This is a genomic window from Pseudonocardia endophytica (assembly GCF_004339565.1).
Taxonomy (GTDB): domain Bacteria; phylum Actinomycetota; class Actinomycetes; order Mycobacteriales; family Pseudonocardiaceae; genus Pseudonocardia; species Pseudonocardia endophytica.
Window position 1 is genome coordinate 420,199 of the sequence record NZ_SMFZ01000001.1, and the last position, 13,380, is coordinate 433,578.

Below are 13,380 nucleotides of genomic sequence, written 5' to 3' on the forward strand. Positions count from 1 at the left end.
GGTCCGCCGAAGAACACCACCGGCGACCGTCCGGTGTCAAGGACGGGAGGACGCGATCCATGGACCTCGGTCTCGCCGGCGCGCGGGCGGTCGTCACCGGTGCGGGCGCCAACATCGGGCGGGGCATCGCGCACGTGCTCGCCGGTGAGGGAGCCCGGGTTCTCGTCGTCGACATCGATGCGGGCCAGGCGGAACGGGTCGCGGCCGAGGTTCGCGACCTCGGCGCACCGGACGCCGGCCACCTCGCGCTGGACCTCACCGGAGACGGCGCGGGCGCCCGGGTCGTGGACGCCGCCGAACAGGCGTGGGGCGGCGTCGACATGCTGGTCAACAACGCCGGATGGAGCCGCCCGGGCTGGTTCACCGAGCAGACCGACCGGGCACTGTGGATGCGGACGGTCGAGGTGAACCTGCTCGCCGCCGTCGACTGCACGCAGGCCGCGCTCGGACCGATGCGCCGCGACGGGCGGGGCGCGGTCGTGTTCCTGTCCAGCGACGCCGCGTTCGGCGCCGTCCGCCAGGGGATCTACGGCAGCACGAAGGCCGGACTGATCTCGCTGGCGCGCACCGTGGCCCGGGAGAACGGGCGCTACGGGATCCGGTCCAACGTGGTCGCCCCCGGCCTCGTCACGCCGCCGGACGACGCCCCGGTCGGCGAGCACAGCGTGTGGGCGGACGGCACCGACGCGCTGTTCACGCCGGAACAGCGGGAGTCGGTGCTCCGCACGCAGGCACTGCGCCGCCCGACGACACCGGAGGACGTCGGGAACGCCGTCGCCTGGCTCTGCTCGGAGACGGCTGCGCGGCAGGTCACCGGCCAGGTCGTCGCCGTCGGCGGCGGGTCGTCGATGCCCTGACCGTCGGATGGCCCCTCCCGTCGCGGCCCCCGCGGCATGATCAGCAGACCGGTCCGGACCGATGCCGTGAGCGGCGCCCATCCGGACCGAACCGCCGATCATGGACCGAACGCGCGGCCCCGACGGCGGTTGACGGCCACCAGATCCCTTCCTATTTTAATCCGGAATCGAAACAAGGGACGGAAGGCGGTGGGACCGTGGAGCACGCCATCGCCGGAACGCCGTCGGCGAACCCGGCGCCGTACCGCACGCTGACACTCGACGTCGTCGACGGGCTGGCGCGCCTGCGGCTCGACCGCCCTGCGCAGCGCAACGCGATCGACGCGTGCATGGCCGCCGACCTCGCGCGGGCGACGGCCGCGCTCGCCGCCGACCGGTCGGTCCGCGCGGTCCTGCTGTCCGGCAACGGGCCGACGTTCAGCGCCGGCGGCGACATCGGCGACTTCGTCGAGGCTGGCTCCGGCCTCCCGGACCGGCTCCACGCCATGATCGACGACTTCCACCTCGCCGTGGAACGGCTGGCCGCGCTCGACGTGCCGGTCGTGGCCGCGGTGACCGGCGCCTGCGCGGGCGGCGGGCTCGGGCTGGTGTGCGCCGCGGACGTCGTCGTCGCGGCCCCGGACGCCGTGTTCGCCGCCGGCTACCCGGCGCTCGGCCTGACCGCGGACGGCGGCAGCACGTGGTTCCTGCCCCGCCTGATCGGTCAGCGTCGCACCCGGGAGCTGTTCCTCACCGGCCGGCGGGTCGGCGCACCGGAGGCGCGCGAGTGGGGCCTGGTGACCACGGTCGCCGACGATGCCCCGGCCGAGGCCGAGCGGGTCGCCGCGACGCTCGCGACCGGCCCGACACGGGCGTTCGCCGCCGTTCGGGACCTGTTGCGGCACAGCAGCCAGGCGACCCTGCACGACCAGCTCGCGGCCGAACAGCGCTCCGTCGTCGACGCCGCACGGACCGATGACGCACGCGAGGGCGTCGCCGCGTTCGCCGCCCGCCGGCCGCCGCTGTTCAGGGGCCGGTGACCGGCGTGGACCTGACCACGGCCCGGTCCCGCGCCACCGCGAACCGCGTCGGACGACCGCGACCCGCGCCACCGGTCCGCACCGCCGGGGCCCACGACCGCGCCCGTCACGCGGCTCCGGCCGCACCGGAAGGGGACACCATGACCGCCGCCTCGAGCATCGTCGGCGACACCGAGGAGCGGGCCGCGCTGCGCGACGCCGTCGCGAAGCTGGCCGGCCGGTACGGCCACGACTACTTCCGCCGGTGCTCGGACACGCACACCGAGCCGGCCGAGCTGTGGGCCGAGCTCGGCGCCGCGGGCTTCCTCGGCGTGCACCTCCCCGAGCAGTACGGAGGTGGGGGTGGGGGCATGACCGACCTCGCCGTCGTCGTCGAAGAGATGTCCGCGCAGGGACTCCCGCTGCTGATGACGGTCATCTCCCCCGCCATCTGCGGGTCGATCATCGCCCGGCACGGGAGCGACGAGCTGAAGCGGCGCTGGCTGCCCGGCATCGCCGACGGCAGCCTCACGATGGCGTTCGCGATCACCGAGCCGGAGGCCGGCTCGAACAGCCACGAGATCACCACTACCGCGCACCCCGACGGCGAGGGCTGGCGGCTGCGCGGCACGAAGTACTGGACGTCCGGAATCGACGAGGCGGACGCGGTACTCGTCGTGGCCCGTGACGCCGAGAGGAGCGCCGGCGGGGCGGGCATCGACACCGATCCGGGCGCTGGCGGGCGGCGACCGCTGTCGCTGTTCGTCGTCCCGACCGACTCGCCCGGCCTGACCTGGCAGCTCATCCCGGCCGCGCTGCGCCAGCCCGAGCAGCAGTTCACGGTGTTCCTCGACGACGTGCCGGTCGGCCAGGAGGCGCTGATCGGCGAGGCGGGGCACGGGCTGCGGCAGGTGTTCGCCGGCCTCAACCCGGAGCGGATCACGGCGGCCTGCATCTCGAACGGCATCGCCCGCTACGCGCTGGACAAGGCAGCAGGCTACGCGCGGGACCGGACGGTGTGGAGGGGCGTGCCGATCGGCGCGCACCAGGGCGTCGCGCACCCGCTGGCCGAGGCGTGGATCGGCACCCAGTCCGCGCGGCTGATGGCGTTCCGCGCCGCCGAGATGTTCGACGCCGGCGAGGACGCGGCCGAGGCGTCGAACGTCGCGAAGTTCGTCGCCGCGGACACGTCGCTGCGTGCGCTGGACCAGGCCATGCAGACGCACGGCGGCAACGGGATGGCGCTCGAGTACGGGCTCGCCGACCTCTGGTTCGTCGCCCGGATGCTCAAGACCGCCCCGGTCAGCCGGGAGATGGTGCTCAACTTCGTCGCGCAGCGCAGCCTCGGCCTGCCGGCGTCCTACTAGGAGCCCGGGATGACGACCACCACGCGATCGCGGTCGGAGTGGACCGCGGAGCGCACGCCGGAGATCGCCGAGGAGACCGTCGGCGCCGTGCTGCGACGGCAGGCCGCGGACCGCCCGGACACGACGGCGCTCGTCGCGACCCGGCACGACGGCACGTCCGGCCGCTGGACCTACGCCGAGCTGCTGGACGCGGCCGAACGGGCCGCGGGCGGGCTGCTGGAGCTGGCCGAACCCGGCGAGCGGGTGGCGCTGTGGGCGCCGAACGTCGCCGAGTGGCCGATCGTGCAGTACGGGGCGGCGCTGGCCGGGATGGTGCTCGTCGCGCCGAACCCGGCGCTGCGGCCGCCGGAGCTGGAGCACGCGCTGCGGCTCTCCGGCGCCACGGTGCTCGTGCACGCCGACCGGGTCGGCGGCTACGACATGGCGGCGGTGGCGGCGGAGGTCACCCCCGCGCTGCCCGGCCTGCGGCACGTCCGGTCGCTGTCCGAGCCGCTCGACGGTGCCCCGCCGGCGCCTGAGGAGCGCAGCCGTCCGGACGACCCGGCGATGATCCAGTTCACGTCCGGTACCACCGGGCACCCGAAGGGCGTGCTGCTGGCGCACCGCTCGCTGGTCAACAACGCGCGGTTCACCATGCTGGCCGCCGAGATCGGCGACGCCCCGGTGGCGATCGCCCCGCTGCCGATGTTCCACACGGCGGGCTGCGTGATCTCCACGCTCGGCCCGGCGTTCCTCGGCGGCACGATGGTGCTGATCGAGCGGTTCGAGCCGGTCGCCGTGCTGGAGACGATGCGCGCCGAGGGCGCGACCGTGCTGATGAGCGTCCCGACCGTGCTCGGCGCCCTCGTCGCGACGGCCGGGAAGCAGGACGGCCCGGCACCGCAGCTGGAGACCGTGCTGGTCGGCGCCGCGACCGCACCCGGCCCGATGATCGAGGCCGCGCACGCGACGTTCGGTGCGCACGTGCACAACCTCTACGGGCAGACCGAGCTCTCCCCCGTGCTCTGCCTGACCCGGCGCACGGACTCGCACGCCGACCTGACGACGAGCGTCGGGCGCCCGCTGCCGCACACCGACGCCCGCGTCGTCGACCCCGCGACCCGCGAGGTCGTCGCGCTCGGGGAGGTCGGCGAGGTGTGCGCCCGCGGCTACAACCAGATGATCCACTACGTGGACGACCCGGAGGCCACGGCGGCAGGAGTGGACCGCGACGGGTTCCTGCACACCGGCGACCTCGGCTCGATGGACGAGCGCGGCATGATCACGCTCACCGGCCGACTGAAGGAGCTGATCATCCGGGGTGGCGAGAACGTGTCCCCGGCCGAGGTGGAGATCGCCCTCGCCGCGCACCCGGCCGTCGCCGAGTCCGCCGTGCTGGGCCTGCCCGACGAGCAGTGGGGCGAGATCGTCGCCGCGGCCGTGCGCACCCACGAACCCGCTCCCGACGGGCTCGACGAGGAGCTGGCCGCGCACTGCATGTCCCGCCTCACGCCGTCGAAGGTGCCGGTGCGCTGGTTCTTCGTCGACGACCTGCCGCACACCCCGTCCGGAAAGGTGCAGAAGTACGTGCTCCGAGAGCAGCTGATCCCGTGACCCGCACGTTCGACGCCCTGGTGGTGGGCGCGGGGGCGGGCGGCCTGTTCGCCGCCGCGCGCCTGGCCCACGCCGGGTACCGCACGCTCGTCGTGGAGCGCATGGACAAGGTGGGCGGTCGCGCGTCGAGCACCGACGTCGACGGCTTCACGGTCAACGACGGCGCCATCGTGATCGAGGTCGGCGGGATCACCGAGGAGACGTTCGCCGAGGTCGGCGCCGAGTTCGACGTGCGCACCCCGTCGGTCCCGGTGCTCTACCGGGTCGGCGGCCGCAACCTCGACGTCACCCGCGGCGGCTGGGGCGTGCTGCTGTCCACGCTGACCCGGCAGGGGGCGAAGCTGCTCAGCGGCATCGGCGCCGCCCGCACCGACGACGACGCGTTACCCGGTGAGGAGCTGTCCACGGCGGACTGGGTCGCGCGCTACTCGCGCAGCGAGGCCGTGCAGGGCGTGTTCCGCAACATGTGCGCGTCGGTGTTCGCGGTCGGTTCCGACGAGCTCCCGGCGCGCGTGTTCCTCACCTACTTCACCCGCCGCTCGGCGTTCAAGCGCTTCGGCTTCTGTCCACAGGGGACGATCGGGATCTGGCGCTCGCTCGCCGAGACGATCACCGCCCGGGGCGGCGAGGTGTGGCTGTCCAGCGAGGTCTCGGCGCTGCACGTCTCCGACGGCCGGGTGACCGGCGCGACCGTCGAGCGCGACGGCGGGCCGGTCGAGATCACCTGCACGGTCGCGGTGAGCGACACCGGCCCGGCCGCCACCGCGGCACTGCTCGGAGACGGCGACCTGCCCGCCGACTACCGCGAGCGCGTCCGGGCCGCGGACCGGCCGTGCGCCATGCTCGCCGTCAACTTCGCCAGCCGGGAGCGGCTGCTCGACGTGCCGGGCCTGCTGCTGTTCTCCACGACCGACCGGCTCTGCTACGTCGCGTCGTTCACCGAGACGTGCCCGGAGATGGCGCCGCCCGGGTGGCACCTCTACGTCGGCGCGTCCGTCCCGACGCCGTCGGTGGGCGCGTTCGACGCCGACGACGAGACCGAACGGCTCCTGGCCGACCTACGGAAGGAGGTGCCGGGCTTCGACGAGGCACGCGTCCTGTCCACGGCTGTGATGCGCGACGGGTGGCCGCCGCAGCGCGCCGTGGCCGGCTACGACCTGCCGCCGGACACGCCGGTCCCGAACCTCTGGAACGTCGGCGACGGCGTGAAGGAGTACGCCAACGGCGGCACGACGGCCTGCGCGGAGACCGCCAAGCTCGTCGTCGACCGGATCCGGGCCGCGTACCCGCTGCCCGCGCGCGCCTGACAGGCTCAGGTGGTGACGCGCAGAACCGTGGAGCCGGTGGACGCCGAGGACACGGGCACCACGGAGACCAAGTCCGCGCGCACCCACGCCCGGCTCCTCGACGCGGCCGCGGCCGTCCTCGCCGAGAAGGGGTTCGCCGGGACCCGGCTGTCGGATATCGCCGAGCGGGCCCAGGTCCAGGCACCGGCGATCTACTACTACTACCCGTCGCGCGAGCACCTGATCGAGGCCGTGATCAGCTCCGGCGCCGCGTCCATGCGTGCCTTCCTGGAACGGACGCTCGCCGAGCTGCCGGACACGGCGACGCCGACGGACCGGATCGCGGCCGCCGTCGAGGCCCACCTGCGCCACGAACTGGAGCTCTCGGACTACGCCCGCGCCGTCGTCCGCAACGCCAACCAGATCCCGGAGGAGTTCCGCCGCGCCGCGATCACCGAGATCGGCGGCTACTACGAGATCTGGCGCGGGCTGGTCGAGGACCTGCGCGCCGCCGGCCAGCTGCGCGCCGACGTCGACCCGTCGGTCGGGCGCATGATCGTGCTCGGTTCGCTGAACTGGACCGTCGAGTGGTGGGACGCGCAGCGCGGCCCGATCGAGGGCGTCATCGCCGTCGCCCAGTCGATGGTGCTGCACGCGCTGCGTCCCTGACACCGTCCTGCCTGCGGCGCTCGACGCGGACGACGTGACACCCGGCCGTTCCACGGATCACTCGTCCCAGACGATCCCCACCGCGTCCAGGCGCGGACGGTCGAAGCCCCACAGGAACTCGAGCGTCTCGCCGGTGTCGTTGTGGATCCGGTGGGGTGTCGACCTCGGGATCCATAGAGCCGAGCCGGGCTCGCCGCGGATCACCTCGTCACCGACGACGAACTCCGCCGAGCCGCCGACGATGTAGTACCACTCGTCGGCGTGCGGGTGGTGGTGCAGCAGGTGCACCTCACCGGGACCGAGCCACGCCAGCCCGACCATGAGCCGCTCGGAGCCCACGAGCGACGAGTTGACGAGCTCGACGAGCCGTCCGCGGTCGCGCGGGTCGCCGCCGGCCGCCATCCACGCCGCGTCGCCCGCGTCGCCCTGGTCGACGACGGGCTGGTCCTGCGCGCGGACGTGGAAGGTCATGTGCCGGAGTCTCGGCGGTCCCGACCGTGCGCGTCCATCAAAGAAAACCGCGCCGGACCGTGTATCCGACATACACGATCCGGCGCGGCAGCCCGCGGCGTCAGCCCGGCGTGATCACGACCTTGAGCGCCTGGTTGGCGGCGGCGTTCTTGAACACGTCGTACGCCTCGTCGATCTGGGAGAACGTGAACGAGTGCGTGCCCATCTTCTCCGACGGGATCCGCCCGCTGGCCACCATCTTCAGCAGCGTCGGGATCGAGACGGTGTCCACCAGGCCCATCGTCAGCGTCACGTTCGAGATCCACATGTCCTGCATCGGGATCTCGACGGGCGTGCCGTGCACACCGACGTTGGCGATCGTCCCGCCCGGCCGCACCAGCGAGGCGGCGGTCAGCAGCGTCTCCGGGTAGCCGACGGCCTCGATCGCGACGTCGACGCCGAGCCCGTCGGTGAGCGCCGTGACGTCGCCGACCGTGCCGGGCCCGACCTCGACGGCGTCGGTGGCCCCGAACTCGAGCGCCTTCTCCAGCCGGAACTTGTTCGAGTCGATCGCGATCACCTTGGACGCGCCCCACAGGCCGGTGGTCAGCACCGCGGACAGCCCGACCGCACCGGCGCCGACGACGGCGACCGTGTTGCCCGGCCGGACACCGCCGGCCAGCACGCCGACCTCGTAGCCGGTCGGCAGCGAGTCCGCGAGGAAGATCGCCTGCTCGTCGGTGACGCCTTCCGGGACGGCGTAGAGCGACGTGTCCGCGTACGGCACGCGCACCGACTCGGCCTGCGTGCCGTCGATCAGGTGCCCGAAGATCCAGCCGATCCCGCCGACCGTCTGGCAGTGCGACGGCATGCCGCGCTGGCAGTACTCGCAACGCCCGCACTTCGTGATCGCCGGGACGAGCACGCGGTCGCCGACGGAGAACCCGCGGACCGCCTCGCCGACCTCGGTGATCGTGCCGACCGCCTCGTGGCCGAGGATGCGGCCGTCGGTGACGGCCGGGACGTCGCCCTGCAGGATGTGCAGGTCGGTACCGCAGATCGTGGTCGTGTCGACCTTCACGACGACGTCCGTGGGTTCCTGGATCGCCGCGTCCGGGACGTCTTCCCAGGCCTTGCTGTCCGGGCCGTGGTAGACGAGTGCCTTCATCTGGGACCTCCGTGGGGGTGAGCGTCGGCCCGACCGACGCTAGTTACCCCGCTCACAGGTGACTGTCCCGTTCTGGGACTGTCCGGCCCCGCCGCGTCGTCGAGAAGTCGATCACTGACCCGGGTACGGGACACTCAACCGATGTAGCTGATCCCGAACGCGTCGATCTTGCGGTAGAGCGACGATCGCGCGATGCCCAGCATCGCAGCCGCCTTGTAGCGGTTCCCGCGGGACTCGTACAGCGCCTGGATGATGGCGTCGCACTGCGCGGTCTCGAGCATCGACATCCGCGGGGCACGGCTCGCGAAGCACGACGACGGCAGGTCGGGCGCCTGGATCTCCCCCACCGGCTTGCGGGCGACGACGTAGCGCAGCACGTCCTCGAGCTCGCGCACGTTCCCCGGCCACGCGTAGCCCTCCAGCACGCGGATGACCTGCAGGCTCAGCCGCAGCGACCGGCCACCGGACAGCCCGTGCAGGATCCGCATCGCGATGTCGCCCAGCTCGTCGGCACGGTAGCGCAGCGCGGGCACCCGGACGGTCTCGTGGAAGTGGCGCAGCAGTAGGCCGTAGGGCCGGGTCGCGTCCACCGACGCGCTGTCCACGCACCCGACGACCATCAGCCCGTTCGGCATCGCGACGAGCGTGCGCAGCGACTCGTCGAGCCGCCGGGCGGCGACCGGGCTGAGCAGGTTCATCTGGCGCAGCACCAGCAGGCGCGGCCGGTCCTCCGGTTCCCGCGCGACCGTGGCCAGCGGGTCGGGCGCGCCCGCCGAGTCGCCGATCGCCGAGCAGTCCACGTCGCGGACCACGCCGGTCGGGAACGCGCGCCGGAACTGCTCGGCGGCCAGCGTCCGCTTCCCCACCCCGGTCTCGCCGATCAGCAGCTGGTGACGGCGCTGCCCGACGCCGGCCGCGACCTCGTGCCGCGCCCGCAGGTACGGGCTGAGCAGCTCGCGGTTCGCCCGCATCCGGGCCTCGGCGTGCGCGCGGTCCGTGCCGCCGGACGAGCGCAGGTCGGCGGCGTAGTCGCGGCGCGCGGTCGGCGCGACGTGCGAGCCCTGGCGGCGCACCGCCTCCGGCACGACACTGACCCGGCGCTCGGCGGCCGCGGTCGCCGACACGAGGCAGCCCACCGCCTCGTCGTCGAGCACGATCGGGCTGACCGCGACGTCCGCGCACCGCCCGGACGGCAGGTCGACGTGCCGTTCGGCGTCCCGGCGCTCGGACAGCACGACGCTCGCCAGCGCCAGGTCGGTCAGGCTCTGCTGATCCGGGGTCGGCAGCCGGCGCACGCCCGGGCTGGTCAGTACGAACGCGCCGTCGGTCGCGACGACCCACTCCGCGCCGTCGTCGCACAGGGTGGAGAAGCGCTCGTGGACCAGGCGCGCCCGGCGGTGCCGTCGCGACCGCACCCGTTCGGCGACGCGCTCGGCGAGCATCCGGGCGAGCGGCAGCCCGAGCGACTCCGCGGCCGACGCGTGGGCGAGCACGACGACCGCGTCCGGCGGGCCGCCGTCGTCGCGGACGACGGCTGCGGCGCAGCCGGACAGCCCGGTCAGCTCGGGGTGGTAGTGCTCCGGTCCGTCCACCCGCGACGGGCGCCCGGTCCGCGCGACGAGCGCCACCGCCGTCGTGCCGACGTGGTCCTCGCCGACGCAGTAACCGGGCGTGAACAGCACGGCGTCCAGCAGCCCGGCCAGCACGGGGTCGCCGTCGTGGCGCAGCCGCACGACGTCGTCCGCCCCGACCAGCGCCAGCGAGCACCGGGCGTCCGGGTTCAGCGCGGCGAACGCGGCGAACTCGAGGTCCGCCTCGGCGACGGCCGACGGGTGCGCCCCGTGACCGACGAAGCGCGCGGCGACCCTCCGCAGGTCGACCCCGGCCGTGGCCGAGCGCTCCCATGAGGCGAACACGTCCGGGCGGACGTGGGCGGCGAGCCCTCCGAGATCGTCGCCGGTACACCGGAACCGGCGACGTGCGGCCTCGACACCGAGAGCGTCCACGCGCTCCAGGCTAGGGCGGTCCCCGGCTTCCCAGAAGGTCCGAGCGGGCGCCGGGGAATAGTTGACACATCACCTAGGTTCGATGAGTGACACGTCACCGACTCCGAACGAGGACGGCAGCCATGACCGAGACGACGCCCTTCCCCGACCTGCCGTACGACTCGTGGACACCGACCCGCGAGACGCTGCACCGGTTCGCGCAGATCGTCGGCAAGGTGCGCCTGGCCGCGAGCCACCGGCGCAACCACTGGTGGAACGTGCCGCTGCACCTGACCGGACGGGGCCTCACCACCCGCCCGATGAGCGCGGGTGACGGCCGGATCTTCACGATCGACCTGGATCTGCTGGACCACCGCCTGGACCTGACGACGGCGGACGGGCCACGCTGGTCGTTCCCGCTCGTCGGGCTCTCGGTGGCCGGGTTCTTCACCTCGCTCACCGACGGCATCGAGGCGCTCGGGCTCGACGTGCGCATCGACCGTCCGTACCCGTTCGACCTGCCCGACGCCGGCAGGCCGTTCGCCGAGGACACCGAGCACGCGACGTACGACGCGGAGGCGGTGACCCGGTACTGGCGGCTGCTCGGGCAGGTCAACCTGCTGCTCGAGGAGTTCGCGGCCCGGTACTCCGGCAAGACCAGCCCGGTGCACCACTTCTGGCACACGTTCGACCTGGCCGTCACGCGCTTCGGCGACCGCACGGTCGACTTCACCGCCGCCACCGACCCGGTGACGCGGGAGGCGTACTCGCAGGAGGTGATCAGCTTCGGGTTCTGGTTCGGCGACCCGGACACCCAGGAACCCGCGTTCTACTCCTACACCGCGCCCGAGCCCGACGGCCTCGCCGACGACCCGCTGACACCGGCCGGGGCGTCGTGGGTCCCGGCCCGCGGAGCCCATCTGGCCGTGCTGCGGCTGTCCGACGCCCGCGCGACCGGCGACGTCCGCGCGGCCGCACTGGACTTCTACGAGAGCGCCTACCGCGCCGGGGCGACCCGCGCGGGGTGGGACGTCGACCGACTGGACTGCGGGGCGGGTCGCACGGACCCGCTCGGAGAGGGAGGCACACGGTGAACACGACGATCGACCAGGTCCGTCTCGCCGAGGGTTACCTCGACGTCGGCAACCCGCTGCTCGCCGTCGGGCTCCTGGAGGCCGTGCGGCCGCAGCTCGACGGCGACCGCGCCGCTGAGCTGCTGCTGGCCCGTGGCTACTTCCACTCCGCCCAGCTGTCCCGTGCCCGGGACGTGCTGGAGCCGCTGGTCGAGCAGGAGCCCACGGACGTCTGGACGCGGTTCCTGCTGGCCCGCACGCTGGAACGGCAGAGCGAGACCGGCCGGGCGCTGAGCCATCTGCGGCTCGTCACCGCGATGTCCGACCGGCCCGAGTACCGCGAGCGCCTCGACGCGCTCGAGGCCCGGATCGCCGCCTGACCGACGGCGGTCCCCGCCCCGGTGCGCGAGCGACGCTGCTCGCACACCGGGGCGGGTGGTCAGCGGTAGGTCAGGCCGTCGTCCAGGTCGGCCTCCGGCAGCACGGCGCGCTCGTGGTCGTGCTCGTGCATGTGGGTCCACGGGTCGCGGTCGCCCTGGCGGAACATCTTGTCCCGGCCGCGCATCACGTAGCCGGCGTTGAAGTTGTCCTCGGCGACCCACGGCAGCAGCGGCATGTCCTCGTCGCCGGGACGCAGCTGCGGCTCGACGACCGACGCGCCGCGCTCGGCCATCCGTCCGAAGATCCGCTCGACGACGTCGTTGACGAGGTCGACGCGCAGCGTCCAGCTGTGCCGGAAGTAGCCGAACGCGTAGGCCATGTTCGGCACGCCGGAGATCATCAGCCCACGCCAGGTGACGCGCTGGGAGAAGTCGACGGCCTCGCCGTCGACGGTGAACGGGATGTCGCCGAGCACGGCCAGGTTGAAGCCGGTGGCGGTGACGATGACGTCGGCCTCGAGCACCTCGCCGGAGGAGATCTGGACCCCCTTCTCGGTGAACTCGGAGATCGTGTCGGTCACCACCGAGACCGTCCCGTCGCGCATGGACTCGAAGAAGTCGCCGTCCGGGACGATCACGATGCGCTGCTGCCACGGGCGGTAGGACGGCGTGAAGTGCCTCTCGACGTCGGTGCCCTCCGGCAGCAGCGGCTTGATCGTCTCCATCAGGAACTCGTGGGCCTCGGCCGGCGTGTCCCGCGACGCGGAGGCGAGCCAGTCGTACTGGGTGATGTACTGGCGGCGCAGGATCTCGTGCGTCCACTCGTCGGGCAGATCCAGCGGCTCCAGCATCGCGGCGAGCTCGTGCGTCGTCGGCGACGGGAACCAGTACGACGGCGAGCGCTGCAGCATCGTGACGTGCGACGCGGAGCGCGCCATCGCCGGGACGACGGTCGCCGCCGTCGCGCCGGAGCCGATGACGAGCACCTTCTTGCCCTCGTAGTCGAGGTCGGCCGGGAACGCCTGCGTGTGCACGATCGTGCCCTCGAAGCGCTCCGTGCCAGGCCACTCGGGTGTGTAGGGGTCGTCGTGGTTGTAGTAGCCCTGGCACATCCACAGGAACGTCGCGGTGACCTGCAGGCGCTCACCGGTGTCGGTGCGCTCCACGTCGGCCGTCCACCGGTTCTCCCCGGACGACCAGCTCAGCGCCGTGACGCGGTGGTGGTAGCGGATCCGGTCGGCGAACCCGTCCTCGTCGATGACCTCGTCGAGGTACTCCATGATCGCGCCGCCCGCGGCGATGGACTTCCCGCGCCACGGCTTGTGCCGGTAGCCGTAGGTGAACAGGTCGCTGTCCGAGCGGGCGCCGGGGTACTGGTGGGTCCACCACGTCCCGCCGCGGGCCTCCTGGGCCTCCAGCATGAGGAACGTGCGGTCCGGGAACTGCGTCCGGAGGCGGTGCGCGGCGCCGATCCCGGAGACCCCGGCCCCGATGATCAGGACGTCGACGTGCTCGGTCATGGCGGGTTCTCCTGAGGTCGACGACGACGGTTCG

12 protein-coding genes are annotated in these 13,380 nt (G+C 73.2%); 8 read left to right on the top strand and 4 right to left on the bottom strand.

Going from position 1 to position 13,380, the window contains the following annotated elements; translation table 11 throughout:
• The first annotated feature begins 59 nt into the window (after positions 1 to 59).
• The 6 genes from EV378_RS01535 (at position 60) to EV378_RS01560 (ending at position 6,770) form a co-directional block, all read left to right on the top strand.
• The gene (locus EV378_RS01535) at positions 60 to 857 is read left to right on the top strand and encodes an SDR family NAD(P)-dependent oxidoreductase (protein WP_132420970.1); all 798 of its coding nucleotides are present in this window, start codon (positions 60 to 62) and stop codon (positions 855 to 857) included.
• Positions 858 to 1,054: 197 nt separating this feature from the next.
• Positions 1,055 to 1,876 carry an enoyl-CoA hydratase/isomerase family protein gene (locus EV378_RS01540; protein WP_165922097.1) on the top strand — a complete coding sequence of 274 codons (822 nt, stop codon included), beginning with the start codon at positions 1,055 to 1,057 and terminating at the stop codon, positions 1,874 to 1,876.
• Positions 1,877 to 2,016: 140 nt separating this feature from the next.
• A complete protein-coding gene (locus tag EV378_RS01545) occupies positions 2,017 to 3,222 on the top strand; it encodes an acyl-CoA dehydrogenase family protein (protein ID WP_132420972.1) in 1,206 nt (401 codons plus the stop codon).
• A 9-nt stretch (positions 3,223 to 3,231) separates the two neighbouring features.
• The gene (locus EV378_RS01550) at positions 3,232 to 4,815 is read left to right on the top strand and encodes a class I adenylate-forming enzyme family protein (protein ID WP_132420973.1); all 1,584 of its coding nucleotides are present in this window, start codon (positions 3,232 to 3,234) and stop codon (positions 4,813 to 4,815) included.
• A complete protein-coding gene (locus tag EV378_RS01555; RefSeq protein WP_132420974.1) occupies positions 4,812 to 6,122 on the top strand; it encodes a phytoene desaturase family protein in 1,311 nt (436 codons plus the stop codon). Before EV378_RS01550 ends, EV378_RS01555 begins: the two co-directional genes overlap by 4 nt.
• Before the next feature lie 12 nt (positions 6,123 to 6,134).
• Positions 6,135 to 6,770: a TetR/AcrR family transcriptional regulator gene (locus tag EV378_RS01560; RefSeq protein ID WP_132420975.1), complete on the top strand. Its 636-nt coding sequence runs from the start codon at positions 6,135 to 6,137 to the stop codon at positions 6,768 to 6,770.
• Between the two features lie 57 nt (positions 6,771 to 6,827).
• Here the strand turns inward: EV378_RS01560 and EV378_RS01565 are convergent, their stop codons facing one another.
• The 3 genes from EV378_RS01565 to EV378_RS01575 all read right to left on the bottom strand — a co-directional run bounded on the left by EV378_RS01565 (position 6,828) and on the right by EV378_RS01575 (position 10,394).
• On the bottom strand, positions 6,828 to 7,241 hold the full coding sequence (locus tag EV378_RS01565; protein WP_165922098.1) for a cupin domain-containing protein: 414 nt from the start codon (positions 7,239 to 7,241) through the stop codon (positions 6,828 to 6,830).
• A 100-nt stretch (positions 7,242 to 7,341) separates the two neighbouring features.
• Positions 7,342 to 8,388, bottom strand: a complete 1,047-nt coding sequence (locus tag EV378_RS01570; RefSeq protein WP_132420977.1) for an alcohol dehydrogenase catalytic domain-containing protein — start codon at positions 8,386 to 8,388, stop codon at positions 7,342 to 7,344.
• 134 nt (positions 8,389 to 8,522) lie between these two features.
• Positions 8,523 to 10,394 carry an AAA-type ATPase lid domain-containing protein gene (locus EV378_RS01575; RefSeq protein WP_132420978.1) on the bottom strand — a complete coding sequence of 624 codons (1,872 nt, stop codon included), beginning with the start codon at positions 10,392 to 10,394 and terminating at the stop codon, positions 8,523 to 8,525.
• A gap of 122 nt (positions 10,395 to 10,516) precedes the next feature.
• Here EV378_RS01575 and EV378_RS01580 point away from each other — a divergent pair, with 122 nt between their 5' ends.
• Together EV378_RS01580 and EV378_RS01585 are read left to right on the top strand one after the other, a co-directional pair.
• A complete protein-coding gene (locus EV378_RS01580) occupies positions 10,517 to 11,467 on the top strand; it encodes a DUF5996 family protein (RefSeq protein ID WP_132420979.1) in 951 nt (316 codons plus the stop codon).
• A complete protein-coding gene (locus EV378_RS01585; RefSeq protein ID WP_132420980.1) occupies positions 11,464 to 11,826 on the top strand; it encodes a tetratricopeptide repeat protein in 363 nt (120 codons plus the stop codon). The genes EV378_RS01580 and EV378_RS01585 overlap by 4 nt, the downstream gene beginning before the upstream one ends.
• A 59-nt stretch (positions 11,827 to 11,885) precedes the next feature.
• Here the strand turns inward: EV378_RS01585 and EV378_RS01590 are convergent, their stop codons facing one another.
• A complete protein-coding gene (locus EV378_RS01590; protein ID WP_132420981.1) occupies positions 11,886 to 13,346 on the bottom strand; it encodes a flavin-containing monooxygenase in 1,461 nt (486 codons plus the stop codon).
• Positions 13,347 to 13,380: the final 34 nt, after the last annotated feature.